Genomic DNA, 16,493 nt, shown 5'->3' on the forward strand with positions numbered 1-16,493 from the left:
GGCCGCCGCGCAGCGCAGATGACCTGGGAGATCGACATGACGTTCGCCACAAGACTGTTGCTGTTGCTGTGGGTTGGCTGGCTGAGCCTGCCGCTGGCCGCTGGGCCGGTGCAGTTGCGCCTGGGGCAGGGCGCCGACCAGGTGCTGGCCGGTGACCAGCTGGCCGTCGAGGTGATCGTGCAGGGCCTGGGGGTCGGCAGCGCACCCTCGGTGGGCGCCTTCGATCTGAACCTGGCCTTCAACCCGGTCACCCTGAGCGCAACCGGCGTGGTGTTCGGCTCTGGCCTGGGCGAGCCCGGGGTGGACGCCCTGACCGGCTTTGACCTGGGCCTGCCGAGCTGGGTGAACTTCGCATCCACCTCCCTGCTCAGCAGCGCCGATCTGGACGCCCTGCAGCCGGACGCCTTCGTGCTGGCCACCATTTACTTCGATGCCGTGTTCAGCGGCAACGCCGGGCTGGGCTTTGTCGGCGACCTGCGCATAGACGATGCACAAGGGCTCAAGCTGCCGGTGGTGGTGCCCGAGCCTGCCAGCCTGCTGCTGTGGGGTGTGGCCATCGCGGCGCTGGGCCTGAGCCGCCGGCGGTTCGCCGAGGCGACAACCGCGTTCCGCTAGGTGGCGCCCCTCAGGGCTTATCGGACCACGGCCAAAGCTCTCGCGCGTCGAACTTTATGGGGCATGCTTATCTGGTTGGTTCGCAAAGCGTCTAACGATTGAGAGCGCTTGTGGTGGCATTGGTGCCACCAGTAGTAGCATGGCGCATGATCATCGTCGTGGACACCAATGTGTTCGTCGGCGCCTGCATGGGTGTCGGCGCCGCGGCTCGGTTGGTGGCCGATTGCCTGCGCGGCGTCCACGTACCGTTGATGGGCGCCGCCTTGTTCAGTGAGTACGAAGATGTCTTGGGCCGTTCGCAGTTGTTTGCCTCTTGCCGGCTCAGCCCGCAGGAGCGCGGCGAATTGCTGGACATCTTCATGGCGTCTTGTCGCTGGACGCGCATCTACTACGCGTGGCGGCCGAACCTGCCGGACGAAGGCGACAACCATGTGATGGAGCTGGCTGTGGCAGGCAACGCCCACTGCATCGTCACACGCAATCTGCGCGACTTCGCCCGGGCGGAGCTGCGCTTCCCGTTCATCCACGTGCGATCGCCCGAACGATTCTTGAAGGAGTCTGCGCCATGAGTGCCCTCACCATCCGCCTTCCCGACGACAAGTACGAGCGGCTCAAAGCGCTGTCGCAGCATCGCAAGATGAGCGTCAACAAGCTCATCGATGAGATGGCCACTTTGATGCTGGCGGAGTTCGATGCCGAGACGCGCTTTCAGTTGAGAGCGATGCGCGGCGCGGGGCAGCAGACGCGCGGCCTGGCGTTGTTGGAGAAGGCGGCTCGGCCCGCACCGTGATGCGAGATGGTTGCGGCCGATTCGCAGCCGCAGCCGGGCTCACAGCCGGAACGTGGCGCGGCCATCCGTGGACGGTCATCGAGCTGGACCGCCGCAGCGAGTACATGGACGCGCTGGACGAGGCCAGCGCACGCGGCAACATCGTGCCCATCGCCGAGTTCGTCGCCTCCCGCCTGCGCGGCGAAGCCGCACGCATGGCGGCCATGCAGCGCCCTGAACCGGCAACTACGACCAGAGCAACCGGTCGACGTCGCCCGCGAGAGGTGAGCGTGGTGGCTCCCAGCGTGACGATGTCCCCGTCCGACCGTTTCCTCAGGGGGTCGTAGGCACGAGCCGCATCGGTCTTGCCGCCGAGCAGCCTACGCCACCACCTCGTGCAGTGCGTGGGGCGTGAGGCGATCGATCCAGTCGAGCCGCTGCTGCATCTCCTCGTCCGACATCGGAGACGACAGGCAGTAGGAATGCTCCGCTTCACGGGCGATGCGCAGCGTGCTGGCAAATCTCGCGCACAGCTTCTCGTCGCCGTGGATGGTGGCGACGGCGGTGATCAAGACCACCCGCAGTCCACTCACCTCGGCGCGTGTGGAGGTCAGCGCGAGTGCGATCTCCCTCAAAGCGTGCAGGTCTTCTCGGTTCATGGGGTCGGCCCGGGTTGGGGGTGAACGGTGGGAGCACCAGTGCCACACCGCACCCATTCGGCTGGGGGCCGCATCGCACTGCACGGATGCACAGGCACCCGAACAAGTCAAGCTTGGGCGCGACACCGTGGACACCCTGAAAGGGTTTCGCAGTTCGTGGCGTCAGGCAATGCGCTACGCCGCGCACCCTCGATGCCCAGCGCACGTTGACAGCGCATCGGGCACCACACGGCTGCGGCGCTGTCCTACAGCGCGGCGGTGCAGGGGCGCGTCTTGACATCACCTGCCGGCCGGCTAGTGTGGTGGCACCTCAGCCCGCTGGAGACACCATGGCCACCGCCCGTTCCATCGCTACGTTGACGCTCAGCTTTGGGCTCGTCAACATCCCGGTCCGCCTGTATTCAGCGACCGAGTCCGGCTCGGCCGTTCGTTTCAACCTGCTGGACCAGAGCGGCGGTCGGCTCAAGCAACAGTACGTCTCCGAGAAGACCCAGCAGGTGGTTTCGCGTGCGGAGATGGTCAAGGGCTACGAGATCGAGAAGGACCATTTCGTGCTCTTCAGCGCCGACGAGTTGAAGGCGTTGGAGGAAGCCAGCAGCCATGTGGTGGAGATCGTCTCGTTCATCCCCGAGAAGTCCGTCGATCCGCTGTACTACGACAAGGCCTATCTGCTTGCGCCGGACAAGCGTGGCGGCAAGCCCTACCAGCTGCTCATGGCCGCCATGCGCAAGAGCGGCCGGTGTGCCCTGGCCAAGTGGGCGTGGAAGGCCAAACAGTACGTCGTGCAGATCCGGCCGTCGGAAGAGGGCCTGGTGCTGCAGCAGCTGCGGTACGCGGACGAGGTGCGCATGCCCAGCGCCCTGGGCATCGAAAAGGCCGAGGTATCGGCCAGCGAGCTTCAGCTGGCGCTGCAGCTCATCGAGCAGATCGCCGAGGACACCTACGACCCCACCCGGTTCAACGACGACGAGAAGCAGCGGGTGCTGGCCGCCATCGACGAGAAGATTGCAGGCAAGCAGATCGTGGCGTCGGCGCATCCAGAAGACGCTGCACCTGGCGGCCAGGTCATCGACCTGATGGCGGCTCTGCAGGCCAGCCTGGGCAAACGCAAGGCGCCCGCCAGGACGCCAGCCGCGCCTGCGCCCGCGCCGAATGTGACGGCCATGGCCGACGCGAAGGAGCGCAAGAGCGTCAAACGGCCAGCCAGGAGTGCGGCGTCCGCAGCCGCGCCCGCCGCCGCGCCCGCACCCCGCACGCGCGCCCGCAAGTGAGCCTGCGCGGGAGCCCGCCCGTGGCCGCCACGGTGATGCCCGGCGTCTGGTCGCTGCGCCGCGTCCAGCAGACCCTGGGGCTGTCGCGGCGTGTCGTGCACGGGCTGATCGCCCAGCGCTTCGTCACACCGCAGCGGGGCCCCCGCAACCAGATGCGGTTCACCTTCCAGGATCTGGTGCTGCTGCGCACCGCTGTCGGGCTTCAAAGTGCCCGCGTGCCGCCGCGCAGGATTCTGCAAGCGCTGGCCGCCCTGCGTGAAGAGCTGGCGCCCACCTTGCCCCTGACGGGGCTTCGCCTCGGCGCAGAGGGCTCCAACGTCGTGGTGCGCGCCGGCGGAAAGCCCCGCGATGCGGTGACAGGCCAGTGGGTGATGGACTTCGACGCGCCGGCGAACGAGGCAGCCACGGTGGCGCCGATGAGCGCGGCCGCCGTGCCAAGCCCTGACGCTGCCGTGGCAGGCTGCACGGCAAAGGCGCATTGCGCGCGCGGAGAGCTTCTTGAAGACGTCGACCGGCTAGCAGCCATCGCCGCCTACCGCCAGGCGCTGGCGCTGGACGGCACGTTGCACGAGGCTTCCCTGCGCCTGGGCGCGATGCTGTGCGAAGACGGCGCCAGCGATGCAGCCGTGGCCGTCTTCGAGGCCGCCTTGCAGCACGGCGAAGGCGACGCCCTGCTGCACTTCAACCTCGGCATCGCGCTGGAGGACACAGGCCGACCCCAAGCCGCCTGCGCCAGCTACAGCGCCGCACTGGCTCTGGACGCTGAGCTGGCCGATGCGCATTTCAACCTCGGCCGCCTGCTGCGCGCGCAGGGTGATGTGCAGGGCGCGCTGCGCCACTGGAACGCCTACCGGCGCCTCCAGCGTCCGGCCGATGAATGATGACGACCGGCTGCGCGCCAGGCTTGCGGTGCGCATGGGCCCGGCGGCGGCGGTCGGTCACTTCAACAGCTGGATGGCCTTGGCGAGCGACTGCCGCTTCTTCCAGTAGCTGGCCCAAGGGTCGGCCTTCTGGAAACTCAGGTACTCGCGGGCGGTCGCAACCGTCCAATGCGCACCGCCTTTGAGTTCGGCCAGCTGCTCCCAGCCCACGGGCATCGAGACACCAAGCCCCGGCCGCGAGCGGGCCGAGAACGCGCAGGCCGTCGTCTGGCCATGGCCGTTGCGCAGGTAGTCGATGAAGATCTTCCCTACCCGGTTGCCGCCGCCCATGACCGCGACGAAGCGTGACGGAATCACCTTGGCCATGTGCCGCACCACCGCCTGCGAGAACGCCTTCACCTCCTCGTAGCCGAGCCTGGGCGTGAGCGGCACCACCACATGCAGGCCCTTGCCGCCGCTGGTCTTGAGCCAGCTGTCCAGGCCCAGCTCGGTGAGCATCGCGCGCGTCAGCACGGCGGCCTCCTGCAGCATCGGCCAGGTCACGCCTTCACCAGGGTCGAGGTCCAGGATGAACCGGTCAGGCTGGTCGATGCGCGCCGCCACCGAGTTCCAGGTGTGGAACTCGACCACGTTCAGCTGCGCGGCGGAGAGCAGGGCCTGTGCCGAGTCGATGGCCAGCAGCGCGGTATGGCCGGGCCACAACGCTGCGTCCAGCTCTTTCACGCCCGGCATCTTCGTCTCCTGGTGCTTCTGGTAGAACAGCTCGCCGGTGATGCCGGTGGGCGCGCGCACCAGCGAGACCGGCCGGTTGCGCAGATGGGGCAGCATCCACTCGGCAACGCTCTCGTAGTAGCGCACGAGGTCGATCTTGCGCAGGCCCGTGGAAGGGTCGATGACGCGCTCGGGGTGCGTGATCTTGACGGCGCTGGGCACGGCGTTGGGCTTGGCTGTCGCGCGGCTGGGGGCGCCCGCCGGCGCCGTGGCGCGCTCGCGCACGATCTGCGTGGCCGGCTTGTCGGTGCGCACGCCGCGAAAGACGGCGTGCCGCACGCGCCGGTCGGGTGTCCATTCGGCGAATGCGACTTCGACCACCACCGTGGGCTGCACCCAGCGCTCAGACCCGGCAGCGCGTTTGGACCAGCGGCCGGGCTTGGCGTTTGCAGGGTCGACTGCAGGCTCGGCCACCTCCAGCGCGGTCAGCATGTCGTGCAACTGCCGCCCGGTGGTGGCGCCCCAGCCCGTGCCCACAGAGCCTGCGAACCGCAGCGTGCCACCCTCGTGGTAGCCGAGCAGCAGCCCGCCCACCTCCTTGCCCGCGCCTGATCGGTCGGTGAAGCCCACCACCACGAACTCCTGCCGATGCTGGCATTTGAGCTTCATCCAGGTGTCGGTGCGGCCGGAGACGTAGGGCGCGTCCGCGCGCTTGACCATGACGCCCTCCAGCCCCAGCTGGCAGGCCGCGCTCAGCATGGCCGAAGGCACGGCGTCGAACGATTGGTTGAAGCGCACGGTTTCGCTTTCGCGGCCGTCCAGCAGTTGCTGCAGGACGGCCCGGCGATCGCGCAGCGCAACGGCGCGCAGGTCCCTGCCATCGAGGAACGGCACGTCGAAAACGAACATCACGATGTCGGTTGCGCGCGCGCTGTCGATGGCGTTCTGCAGCCGGTTGAAGTCGGGGACGCCGGCATCGTTCAGCACCACGATCTCGGTGTCCAGCCAGGCGCTGGCCAGGCCGAGCGCTGTGACAGCATCTGCCACGGGCTGCAGCTTGGCCGTCCAGTCGTGGCCATTGCGCGTGAACAGCTGCACGGCGCCGCGCTGGATGCGCACCAGCATGCGGTAGCCGTCCAGCTTGGTCTCGACGACCCAGTCCCCCGACGGCACGGCAGACACCAGCGTTGCCAGCTGCGGTGCAAGCTTCGCGGGGAGGGCGGCCTTCTTCGCGCTCGCCAGCACGCTGGCCATGTCGGCCTGCGCCGCGCGCGCGGGCCGGGCGGTTTCCCGCGGCTCACGCTCTTCTACCAGGCCCAGCGGCTTGTCGATGACGCTGTCGGGCAGTGCGGTGATGACGTCGTACTCGGTGCCCGGCCGCGCCCAGGCGTCGCCGCGCTTCTTGAACAGCAGCCATTGGTCCTGCTTCTTCTGCCCGGGCTTGGAGATGCGCACCAGCTCCCACAGGCCGGCGAGCTTTTGGCCGTGGAGCTTGAACAGCACCTTGCCTTTGGCCAGGCCGTCGCGTGGGTCGCCCACCGGCTCCCACGTGCCACGGTCCCAGACGATGACGGTGCCGCCGCCGTATTCCTTCTTCGGAATCGTGCCTTCGAATGCGTTGTAGCTGACCGGGTGGTCCTCGACGTGGATGGCCATCTGCTTGGCTGCCGGGTCGAAGGATGGGCCTTTCGGCACGGCCCAGCTGAGCATCACGCCGTCCAGTTCAAGCCGAAAGTCGTAGTGGAGGCGCGACGCCCAGTGCTTCTGGACGACGAACAGCAGTGGCTCGGGCGCGCCGGCCGCTTCGGCGGCGCGCTTGTCTGCGAGCACGCCGGCGGGCTCGGCCGTCTTGGTGAAGTTGCGCTTGGCGTTGTAGCGCGTGAGCGGCGCGCCGGCCTGCTCGCCGGGCAGAGCGTCGGCATCTGCGGCGGGCGCTTCGGACGGCTGCAGCGCCCCGGCCCCCTTGGAGGCTCTGGACGCTGTGACCGCTTTGGACGCCGTCGCCTGCCTGGGCTTGGCGGGTGCGCGTCGGCCCGTGGCCGTGGCCGGCTGGATCTCGGCCCACACCGGCGCGTGGTCGCTCGCGTTCTCGCGGCCTCGTTCTTCGCGGTCCACGCCGGCATCGACGACTTGAAGCACCTTGCTCAAGAGGATGTGGTCGATCCGCAGGCCGGCATTGCGCTCCCAGCGTTTGCGCCGGTAGTCCCAGAAGGTGAATTGCTTACCCAGCGGATGCGCCGTCTCCAGGGCGTCCGTCCACCCCTGCTGCAGGATGGCCGCGAACGCGGCGCGCGTCTCTGGCTGCAGCAGCGCGTCGTCGCGCCAGGTGTCGGGTTTGTAGATGTCGGCATCCGTGGGCACCACGTTCCAGTCGCCCATCAGCACGACGGGGTTGCCCGATGCCCACAGCTCTGCGGCACGCTGGCGCAGGCGCTCGAACCAGCGCAGCTTGTAGTCGAACTTGGGGCCGGGCTGCGGGTTGCCGTTGGGCAGGTACAGGCAGGCGAACAGCACGCCGTTGATGGCCGCCTCGACGTAGCGCGCTTCCTTGTCCTGCGCGTCGCCCGGCAGCGCGGTGGCCACCGGCAGTGGCTCGTGGCCACGTGCCAGCAAGGCCACGCCGTTCCAGGTGCGCTGGCCGACAACCAGGCTCTGGTAGCCGGCTGCCGCCAGCGCCTGCGCCGGAAAGTCAGCCGTGCGCGCCTTCAGTTCCTGCAGCGCGACGACATCGGGCCTGGTGCGATCCAGCCAGTCGAGCAGCCGGTCGAGCCGCTTGACGACGTTGTTGATGTTCCAGGTCGCAACGCGCACGTCTTGCCTGCTGCGTGCCCTTCAGATGTGCCTGCGGGTCATGCCGCTTTCCTTTGCGGCGTGCTCTTGGCTGGGGGCTTCTTGGCAGCAGCCTTCTTTGCGGGTGCTCTTTTGGCCGCCGTCTTGGGTGCGGACTTGGCATCTGCCTTCGCGCCACCCTTCAGGCTGCGCTGCAGCAGCGCGGTGAGGTCGAGCACGTTCGCGCTGGCGGGCGCTTCTTCTTCCGGCTGCAACACGGTCTCTGTGTCGCCGGCCTTCACCTTCTTGTCGACCAGCTTCATCACCTGCAGGCGGAACTCGTCCTTGAAGTCTTCCGGGTTCCATGCGCCCGTCATCTCGCTCACCAACTGCTTTGCCATCTTGAGCTCGGCCGCGCTGACGCCCTTGCGCCCGGCGGCGGGCAGCTCCAGTGAATCCAGGGTCTTGACCTCATCGCCCCAGCGCAGCAGGTTCAACACCAGCGCGGGGCCAGAGGGCACCAGCGCCGCCAGGTGCTGCTTGGTCGCAATCACCACCTTGGCCAGCGCGATCTTGCCGGTGTCGACCAGCGTCTCGCGCAGCAGGGCGTAGACCTTGTCGCTCTTGCTGATGGGCGCGACGTAGTAGGGCCGCTCCAGGAAGATGAACGGCATCTCCGCCGCATCGATGAAGCGCTCGATCTCGATGGTCTGCGTCGTCTTGGGGAACACCGCCTCGATCTCTTCGGGGCTGATGACGACGTACTTGCCGTCTTCGTACTGCACGCCTTTGACGATGTTTTCCTTGGTGATCTCTTTGCCGGTGCGCTTGTTGATGCGCTTGTAGCCCACCGGGTCCATGGTGCGCTTGTCGAGCCAGTCGAAGTCGATGCCTTCCGAGGTGGCGGCGGTGTGGAGCCCCACCGGGATGTGGACGAGACCGAAGGTGATGGCACCCTTCCAGAGGGTGCGGCTGCCTGTTGCCATGCTGTGCTCCGTGTTGACGGGACACCCCCGCCAGGGCGAGTCTGGTCGACTTTGGCCGAAAGCGCGTAGGCCAAGCCGGGCGCATTCCGTAGGCACGCAGCCACATCCAGCGGCGCCGCGCATGCAAGCCGCTAGCCTTGCGCCATGAGCACCCTGCGCCACATCGCCGTCCATGTCGAAGAACCGAAGCCGGGACAGTACGCCTGGGTGTTGACCGAGCGCAGGGGCACCGATTGGCGTCCACTGGACAAGGCCCGCACCCTGGCGGGCCGCTACCACGAGGCCATGGCCGAGGGGCTCCTCGCACTGCAGGCCATGGTGGAGGACCTGGAGCAGGGGCCGCGCGCGGCGGCCGCCGTCGCCGATGCAGCGCAAGAGGACGATGCGCCATCGAAGTCGCCGGCAGACGGGGCGCCAGCGGGCAAAAAGTCGCATTTCGGATTCGGCCCAGCGCGGTGAAGGCGGGTGCGGTACGCACCCCGACGACCCGCCCGGTTGGCCAATCCCGGTTGCGGCCAGCATGGACCACGCGGCGTGTGCCCCGCTGCGCCCGACGCGCCCGGGTGGCACACTGGCCGCCCCGTCATCCAGAAGGCTTGTCGTGACCCTGACCACCCCCATTCGCCTGGCCGCCGTGCTCGCCGCCCTGGTGTTGCCGATCGCAGCTGCGCACGCCACATTGAAGCCTGGCACCGCAGCGCCGGCCTTCAGCACCGAGGCCGCGCTGGGTGGCAAGTCGTTCCAGTTCCAACTGTCCGAAGCACTGGCGCGCGGCCCGGTGGTGCTGTATTTCTTCCCCAAGGCGTTCACCTCGGGCTGCACGGTCGAGGCGAACCAGTTCGCCGAGGCGAGCGAGCGCTTCGCCGCGCTGGGTGCCACAGTGGTCGGCGTGTCGAACGATGACATCGACACCCTCAAGCGCTTCTCGGTCGAGGCGTGTCGCAACAAGTTTGCCGTGGCGGCGGATGCCAAGTCGCGGATCATCCGGGCCTACGACGCTCAGTTCGGCTGGGGCACCGACATGGCCGACCGCATCTCTTACGTGATCGGCAAGGACGGCAAGGTCGCGTTCGTCCACCAGGGCTCGGATCCTGAGGCGCATGTGGTCAACACGTTGGGCGCCGTCGAGCGCCTGAGCAAGCCGCCCGCGCGCTGAGTTGCACGGCCGCTGAGTTGCACGGCCGCGTGTCTTCCGAAGCCGAATGGCGCGGCTGTCCTACCCGTCGTGCGTGACCCGCAGCGCCAGACTCAGGTTTTGACATTTCGGGAGCACGACATGGCGCAACCACTGCATCGGCAATTTCCGCAACACGACAACGAACCGGCACCGGACCCCTCGCCCGACCAGGCGCCGGACGAAGTGCAGGTCAGCCGCACCGGCGCCATCCTGGGCAAGCCGGGCGCCGAGCACAGCATGTACGGCATGGTGCGCGAGGCCACGCCAGAGGCCGAGGCATTGACCGAGCGTGAGATTCGCGGCGTCGATCCGGCCAAGCCTGCACCGCAGCCTTGATGGGCCAGCGGCCTGGCTTCGTGCAGGTGCGCGGGGCGCGCGAGCACAACCTGAAGAACGTCGACGTCGACATCCCGCGTGACGCGCTGGTGGCGTTCACCGGCATCTCCGGGTCGGGTAAATCGTCCTTGGCCTTCGGCACGGTGTATGCCGAGGCGCAGCGCCGCTACCTCGAGTCGGTGGCCCCCTATGCGCGGCGGCTGATCCAGCAGGCAGGCGTGCCGGCGGTGGACACCATCGAGGGGCTGCCGCCGGCGGTCGGCCTGCAGCAGCAGCGCGGCACGCCCGGGGCAAGGTCTTCCGTCGGCAGCTTGACCAATCTGTCGTCGCTGCTGCGCATGCTGTTTTCGCGGGCCGGCGAATACCCGCGTGCGCAGCCGATGCTGTATGCGGAAGATTTTTCGCCCAACACACCGGCAGGCGCGTGCCCGCACTGCCATGGGCTGGGCCGGGTCTTCGACGTGACCGAGCACTCGATGGTGCCGGACGACACACTCACCATCCGCGAGCGTGCCGTGGCGGCCTGGCCGGCGGCCTGGGGCGGGCAGAACCTGCGTGACATTCTGGTCAGCATGGGCATCGACGTCGACACGCCTTGGCGCGATCTGCCGAAGAAGACACGCGACTGGATTCTGTTCACCGAAGAGCATCCCACGGTGCCGGTCTACGCCGGCTTCACGCCGGCCGAGACGCGCGCCGCACGGCGCAGCCGCATGGAGCCAAGCTACCAGGGCACCTTCACCGGCGCGCGGCGCTACGTGCTGCAGACGTTTGCCACGTCGCAGAGCGCGCTGACGAAGAAGCGCGTCGCGCGCTTCATGCAGGCCACGCCGTGCCCCGAGTGCGGGGGCCAGCGGCTGCAGCGGGCAGCTCTCTCGGTGCGGTTTGCGGGCCTGAACATCGCCGAGCTGATGGCGCTGCCGATGCGGCGCTTGACCGACCTGCTGGCCGATGCCGCAGGTGGAACGCAGCGTGCCGGCGAGCCCGGCGACACCGTGTCGCGCGCGGCCGCACAGCGCGACACCGCGCGGCGTGTGGCCGCCGGTGGCGCCGCACACGCCGCGGCACCGGACGTGCGGCGCACCCCCCACCAGTCCGAGGAAAAACGCCTCGCAGCGCAGCGCATCGCGCACGAGGTGCTGCAGCGCGTGCAGGCGCTGGCGGCCCTCGGCCTGGGCTACCTGCCGCTGGACCGCAGCACCGGGAGCTTGTCACCCGGCGAGCTGCAGCGGCTGCGGCTGGCCACGCAGATCCAGTCCAACCTGTTCGGCGTGGTCTATGTGCTGGACGAGCCCTCCGCCGGCCTGCACCCGGCCGACGCACACGCGCTGCTGCAGGCGCTGGCGCAGCTGAAGGCGGCGGGCAATTCGGTGCTGCTCGTGGAGCACGACATGGAGATGGTCGCCAGCGCCGACTGGATCGTCGATGTCGGCCCCGGTGCGGGCGAGCAGGGCGGCGAGGTGTTGTACAGCGGCCCGCCCGAGGGGCTGCGCGAGGTTGCGGCGTCGCGCACGGCGCGGCATCTGTTCGACGTGGCACCGGTGCCCGCACGCGCGCCGCGCACGCCGGTGGGCTGGCTGGCACTGGAGGGCGTGCGCTGCAACAACCTGGCGGGCATCGGCGCCCGCTTTCCACTGGGTGTGCTGACGACGGTGACCGGTCTGTCGGGGGCCGGCAAATCCAGCCTGGTCGGCACGGCCCTGGCCGATCTGGTGCGCATGGCGCTGGGGCATGAAGTGGCTGATGCCGATGAGGGGCCGGGCGAGCACGATGAGCCCACCGCCGGGCTGGTGGCCGGGCGCATCGTCGGCGGCCACGGGCCCATCACGCGCCTGGTGCAGGTGGACCAAAAGCCCATCGGCCGCACGCCGCGATCGAACCTTGCGACCTACACCGGCTTGTTCGACCCGGTGCGCCGTCTGTTCGCGGCCACGCCTGCTGCACGCAAGCGCGGGTATGACGCCGGGCGCTTCTCGTTCAACATCGCCAAGGGGCGCTGCCCGACCTGTGAAGGCGAGGGCTTCGTCAGCGTCGAGCTGCTGTTCATGCCCAGCGTGTATGCGCCGTGCCCCGCCTGCCAGGGCCAGCGCTACAACGCCGCCACGCTGGCGGTGCAGTACCAGGGCCGCAGCATCGCGCAGGTGCTGCAGCTGAGCGTGGCCGAGGCGTCGGAGTTCTTCGCCGACCAGAGCGGCATCGTGCGCCCGCTCAAGCTGTTGATGGACATCGGCCTGGGCTACCTGCGGCTGGGCCAGCCGGCCACGGAACTGTCGGGTGGCGAAGCGCAGCGCATCAAGCTGGCGACCGAGCTGCAGCGCGCGCCGCGCGGCCATACGCTGTACGTGCTGGACGAGCCGACGACAGGGTTGCACCCGGATGATGCCGAGCTGCTGATCGCGCAATTGCAGGGCCTGGTCGACACCGGCCAGACCGTGGTGCTGGTCGAGCACGACATGCGGGTTGCCGCGCAGAGCGATTGGGTCATCGACCTGGGGCCGGGGGCAGGGGAGGCCGGTGGGCGCGTCGTGGCCTGCGGCACGCCGGCCGAGGTGGCGCGGGGCGGGGGGCCGTCGGCACCTTATCTGGCGCTGGCGCTGGGGGGATGAAAGCCCAAGACCTACGGGCCGCTGCGTGCGCACGGCCTGTGCCGCTGCGGCTACCGCGTTGCCGAAAGGCGAGTTACCCGCCATCCCCCCGGCCGGATGGCGGCCAGGTAGGGCCGCCGTGCGCCTGGGTCAGTTGCCGCAAGTGCCGGGCTGGGCCATGGCGAGCTTGGTCACGTCGGCTTTGCCTTGCTCTTCTGTGATCTGCTCCAGATCGGCGCCGCCGACGAATGCGCCGAGCTTGATGAACTGCCGCACAAAGTAGTTCTTGCCGGCTTCCATGAACAGCTCCAGGGCATTCGGGGAGAATTCCGATTCGGTTTCGAGCTTGTGCATCTTGCCCCCTTCGACCTGTGTGTAGAAGAACACATCGGATGCGCTCTCGCCGAGACACTTGCCGTCGACCCACAGATCCTTTTTCAACGCCTTGCCGGCAAAGCTGTTGCGGTAGACGTACAGCCCCGCGTTGCCGCTGCTGGGGGTCTGGAATGACTTGGCTTTGTCGGACTCTTCTTTGCTGGCCATGTTGACGGACGCACAGCCGGTCATCAGCACGGCAGACAGGGCAAGGATGGTGATCTTCAGGGACATGGGGATCTCTTTGTTGGTGGGGGACGAACGGGGGTGCGCGGGAGACTGGCCAGCTGCGCGACCCGCTCCCGGGCTCCGGGCGTGGCCGGGAGCGCCGGCGATTCTGCATGTTGTTACGTTCAGTAGCTGCGCCTGGAGCAGCGCGAATTCGCGTTGACCGGCGCACAGATGCGCGAGCCTCTAAGCGAGCGCCCGCACCGCCACCCCCATGTCGCGCCACCACTCCGGGTGGCAAGTGAACAGCAGCACCTGGTGGCGCTTGGCGGCGTCGAACAGCACGCGCTTCATCTGGGCCAGCCGCACGGTGTCGCTGTGCACCAGCGCGTCGTCGAGGATCAGCAGCGTGGGTCGGCCGGCCTGGCGCAGCAGGTCGGCGTAGGCGAAGCGGCTGATCAGGCCGAGCTGCTCGCGCGCGCCGAAGCTGAGGTCGGCCACCTGGCCGCTGTCGTGCGCCCCATCGGCCGCAGGGCGGCTCAGCATGGTGGGAGCAAGCTGCTCGTCCATCTGCACGCTCGCGCCGGGCAGCAGCAGCGGCAGGTAGTAGGCCAGGCGTTCGGTCAACGGGGCCTGCAGCCGCGCCAGCGTGGCTTGACGGCGGGCGTCCAGCTTGTTGCACAGCAGATCCAGCGCGGCGGCGCGGCGCTGCAGCTCGTCGTGGCGGCGCGTGGCACGCGCGAGGTCGGCATCGACGGCGGCGCGCTGTTCCTCCAGGCCCTGCGCACCGGCCTGCTGCAGGCTGGTCTGCAACACCAGGATCTGCTCGTGGCGCTGCTGGTGGCCTTGCAGCAGGCGCTCGACGCTGCGCTGCAGGCGATCGATGTCCTGCGCCACCATGTCGGGCCGCGCGCTGTGCAGCGCCGCAGCGGTGTGGTCGGCGCGCGCCTGCACGGCCTGCTGCTCGGCGGCCAGGTCCAGCAGCTGCTGCTGTGACTGGGCGCGCCGCTGCTGGCGCGCCGGGTCGGCCAGGGCGGCCTGCGCGGTCTGCAGTTCGCGCTGCGCGGCCTCGTGCTGGCTGTGGGCGGCGGCTTGCTGGCGCTGGGCCTGGGACCAGGCGTCGTGCATGGCGCGCGCAGTGTCGGCCGTGGCCTGTTCCTCGGCGTCGGCCTGGGCCAGCGGGCGTGGTGGCTCGACGAGGCCACCCCGACCGGCCGACGCCGCAGCGTTGGCAATGTTGGCCACGTGGGCCACGTGGGCCACGTCGGACTTGTCGGCCATGCCGGCCTTGTCGGCCTTGTCGGGCAGGTCGGGCAGGTCGGGCAGGTCGGGCAGGTCGGCCACTTCGGCCCCGTCGGCCTTATCGGCCTCGTCGACCGCTTCAGCCTCGTCGCCTTCGTCGGCACCATCGGCCGTCGCGGCCTCGGCGGCCGTGTCGACCGTGGCGGCCGCGTTGGGTGCCGGGCCTGCGTGCGCCCCCCCGGTCCCTACGGCGGGCAAGCGGGCCAGCGCTGCCTCGGCGCTGGCGATGCGGGCCTGGGCGGCGCTGGCGGCAGCGTGCAGCGCGTCCAGCCCGCGCGGGGCGACGATGGCCAACGCCTGCTCGGCCAGATGCAGCCGGGCCGCCAGGGCCGTGTGTGCGGCCAGGCGAGATTCGGCTTCGGCCAGGTCGGCGACGCCCAGCGCATCCAGCGCGGCCTGCAGCGACTGCGCGGCCTGCGCATGGGCGCGTGCGAGTGCGCCCAGGTCGTGCCCGCCGGGCGTGATGGTCAGCGTGCCGCCGCCGGGCAGTTGCAGCGTGGCGGGCGCGTCGAGCAGGCGTTCGCCATCGGCCTCGATCCACTGCGCGGCCTCTTGTTGCAGCAGGTGCAGACGCTGGCCGGGCGGCAGGGCGTGGGCCAGCCGCGTCGCGACGGACTGGCGCTTGAGCGTGGCGTCGGCCAGCGCGCGCTCCAGCGTGCGCAGTTGTTTCAGCTGGGCGTTGGTGATGGCCGGCAACGCAGCGGCTTCGGTTTGCAGTGCCGCCCATTGGGTGTGTGCGGCCTGGGCGCGGGTGAGGGCGTCGGCCTCGCGCATGGCGTCGGCGCGGGCCTGTGCCAGCTGCTGCTGCAGCGCGCTGCGCATGGCGTGCGCGCGGGCGGCCTGCAGCGCGCGGGCGGCGGCCTGGGCGCGCTGATCGGCGTGGCGGGACTGCTGCTGCGCGTGGGCGGCCTGGATGTCTGCGGTCTGCAAGGCGGTGGCTGTCTTGGCCAGGGCCTGGGCGCGCTTGGCGGCGTCCGCGTCCTGCTGGTCGAAGGCGGCCAGGCCCTGGGCCAGCAGCAGGCGCGTGCGCTCCAGCTCGGCCAGGCGCTGGCGGTCTTGCGCCAGCTGCTGCTGGCTGGCGGCCAGTGTGCTTTGGCGCTGGCGGGCGTGGGCCAGTTGCTGGTCGAGCGCGTCCCACGGGCGCGCCGCTGCGTCCTCGGCATGTTGTTGGCGCAGCGCGGTGAGCTGGTCGACCTGCTGGCGGTAGTGGGCGATCTGGGCGTCCAGCGCGCCCAATTGCTGGCGGGCCTGGGTGATGGCGTCCTCGGCCTGCTGCAGCTCGGCGCGCGGCTTGCCGGTGGCGGTCAGCATCAGGCCGCGCTGGGCGCGCAGCTGGTCGAGCAGCGCGTCGCCACCGGTGGCGGCCAGCGCCCCGGCCTGGGCGTCGACCTGGCCTTGCAGCGCGTCGTGCAAGTGGTTGCGCGCATGGCCGACGTCCAGTTCCTGCCCGGTGCCCTGCTGCACCCACAGCAGGCCGGGAATGCCCCAGTGCTCGGGCTTGCTGGCGCCCTTGCCGGCGTAGCCGAAGCCGAACAGCCGGGCCAGGTGGTCTTCGGCGTCGGCACCGTCCAGCTGCTGCATGCCGATGGCCAGCGTGCAGCGCTTCTTGCCGAGAAAGCTCTTGACGAGGCGGTGCGGCTCGCCGCCCAGGGTGAAGTCCAACTCCACGCGCGGGCTGGCGCCGCTGCCTTCGCCCCAGGAGCGCAGGTCGTCCACGGCGCTGGACTTGTGGCGCTCGAAGAAGGCGGCGCGGATGGCGCGCACCAGCGTGCTCTTGCCGACTTCGTTGGGGCCGGCCAGGATGTTCAGGCCGGGCTCGAAGCCGGCCAGCTCCAGCGGCTGGCGAAAGCGGCGCAGCTGCTCGACGCGCAGGCGGGTGATCTGCATTT

The 16,493-nt window shown here is 69.4% G+C and carries 15 protein-coding genes and 1 pseudogene; 10 read left to right on the forward strand and 6 right to left on the reverse strand.

Features of this window, described 5'->3' with window-relative positions; translation table 11 throughout:
• The first annotated feature begins 36 nt into the window (after window positions 1-36).
• The 4 genes from AC099J_RS16455 to AC099J_RS16470 all read left to right on the forward strand — a co-directional run bounded on the left by AC099J_RS16455 (window position 37) and on the right by AC099J_RS16470 (window position 1,731).
• Complete coding sequence (locus tag AC099J_RS16455) at window positions 37-615, forward strand: PEP-CTERM sorting domain-containing protein (protein WP_479616356.1); 579 nt, start codon at window positions 37-39, stop codon at window positions 613-615.
• A gap of 146 nt (window positions 616-761) precedes the next feature.
• On the forward strand, window positions 762-1,184 hold the full coding sequence (locus tag AC099J_RS16460; RefSeq protein ID WP_479616357.1) for a PIN domain-containing protein: 423 nt from the start codon (window positions 762-764) through the stop codon (window positions 1,182-1,184).
• Window positions 1,181-1,405, forward strand: a complete 225-nt coding sequence (locus AC099J_RS16465; RefSeq protein WP_479616358.1) for a toxin-antitoxin system HicB family antitoxin — start codon at window positions 1,181-1,183, stop codon at window positions 1,403-1,405. The genes AC099J_RS16460 and AC099J_RS16465 overlap by 4 nt, the downstream gene beginning before the upstream one ends.
• Before the next feature lie 104 nt (window positions 1,406-1,509).
• The gene (locus AC099J_RS16470) at window positions 1,510-1,731 is read left to right on the forward strand and encodes a hypothetical protein (RefSeq protein WP_479616359.1); all 222 of its coding nucleotides are present in this window, start codon (window positions 1,510-1,512) and stop codon (window positions 1,729-1,731) included.
• A 33-nt stretch (window positions 1,732-1,764) separates the two neighbouring features.
• Here AC099J_RS16470 and AC099J_RS16475 read toward each other — a convergent pair whose 3' ends face one another.
• Entirely contained in the window at window positions 1,765-2,043 is a 279-nt protein-coding gene (locus AC099J_RS16475; RefSeq protein ID WP_479616360.1) for a hypothetical protein, read from the reverse strand.
• Between the two features lie 329 nt (window positions 2,044-2,372).
• Between AC099J_RS16475 and ku (AC099J_RS16480) the strand changes: the two genes are divergently transcribed.
• Entirely contained in the window at window positions 2,373-3,314 is a 942-nt protein-coding gene (gene ku / locus AC099J_RS16480) for a non-homologous end joining protein Ku (RefSeq protein ID WP_479616361.1), read from the forward strand.
• A gap of 20 nt (window positions 3,315-3,334) precedes the next feature.
• Complete coding sequence (locus AC099J_RS16485; protein WP_479616362.1) at window positions 3,335-4,195, forward strand: tetratricopeptide repeat protein; 861 nt, start codon at window positions 3,335-3,337, stop codon at window positions 4,193-4,195.
• A gap of 57 nt (window positions 4,196-4,252) precedes the next feature.
• Here the strand turns inward: AC099J_RS16485 and ligD are convergent, their stop codons facing one another.
• The 3 genes and pseudogenes from ligD to ku (AC099J_RS16500) form a co-directional block, all read right to left on the reverse strand.
• Window positions 4,253-6,817 (reverse strand): DNA ligase D, encoded by a 2,565-nt coding sequence (gene ligD / locus AC099J_RS16490; RefSeq protein ID WP_479616572.1) that lies wholly within the window; start codon window positions 6,815-6,817, stop codon window positions 4,253-4,255.
• Between the two features lie 153 nt (window positions 6,818-6,970).
• A pseudogene (locus AC099J_RS16495) lies at window positions 6,971-7,717 on the reverse strand (exodeoxyribonuclease III); the annotation flags it as partial.
• Window positions 7,718-7,755: 38 nt separating this feature from the next.
• Window positions 7,756-8,661, reverse strand: coding sequence for a non-homologous end joining protein Ku (gene ku, locus AC099J_RS16500; RefSeq protein ID WP_479616363.1), 906 nt, complete (start codon window positions 8,659-8,661; stop codon window positions 7,756-7,758).
• Between the two features lie 144 nt (window positions 8,662-8,805).
• Here ku (AC099J_RS16500) and AC099J_RS16505 point away from each other — a divergent pair, with 144 nt between their 5' ends.
• From AC099J_RS16505 to AC099J_RS16520, 4 genes are all read left to right on the forward strand, one after another.
• On the forward strand, window positions 8,806-9,120 hold the full coding sequence (locus tag AC099J_RS16505; RefSeq protein ID WP_479616364.1) for a hypothetical protein: 315 nt from the start codon (window positions 8,806-8,808) through the stop codon (window positions 9,118-9,120).
• 148 nt (window positions 9,121-9,268) lie between these two features.
• On the forward strand, window positions 9,269-9,817 hold the full coding sequence (locus tag AC099J_RS16510; RefSeq protein WP_479616573.1) for a peroxiredoxin: 549 nt from the start codon (window positions 9,269-9,271) through the stop codon (window positions 9,815-9,817).
• 120 nt (window positions 9,818-9,937) lie between these two features.
• Entirely contained in the window at window positions 9,938-10,174 is a 237-nt protein-coding gene (locus tag AC099J_RS16515) for a hypothetical protein (RefSeq protein WP_479616365.1), read from the forward strand.
• Complete coding sequence (locus AC099J_RS16520; protein WP_479616366.1) at window positions 10,174-12,780, forward strand: excinuclease ABC subunit UvrA; 2,607 nt, start codon at window positions 10,174-10,176, stop codon at window positions 12,778-12,780. Before AC099J_RS16515 ends, AC099J_RS16520 begins: the two co-directional genes overlap by 1 nt.
• 129 nt (window positions 12,781-12,909) lie before the next feature.
• On the opposite strand, the gene AC099J_RS16525 is transcribed toward AC099J_RS16520, so the two are convergent.
• On the reverse strand, window positions 12,910-13,368 hold the full coding sequence (locus AC099J_RS16525) for a DUF2846 domain-containing protein (protein WP_479616367.1): 459 nt from the start codon (window positions 13,366-13,368) through the stop codon (window positions 12,910-12,912).
• A gap of 180 nt (window positions 13,369-13,548) precedes the next feature.
• Window positions 13,549-16,491 carry an AAA family ATPase gene (locus tag AC099J_RS16530; protein WP_479616368.1) on the reverse strand — a complete coding sequence of 981 codons (2,943 nt, stop codon included), beginning with the start codon at window positions 16,489-16,491 and terminating at the stop codon, window positions 13,549-13,551.
• Window positions 16,492-16,493: the final 2 nt, after the last annotated feature.

Source organism: Rhodoferax sp. RT4P68, from assembly GCF_056521305.1.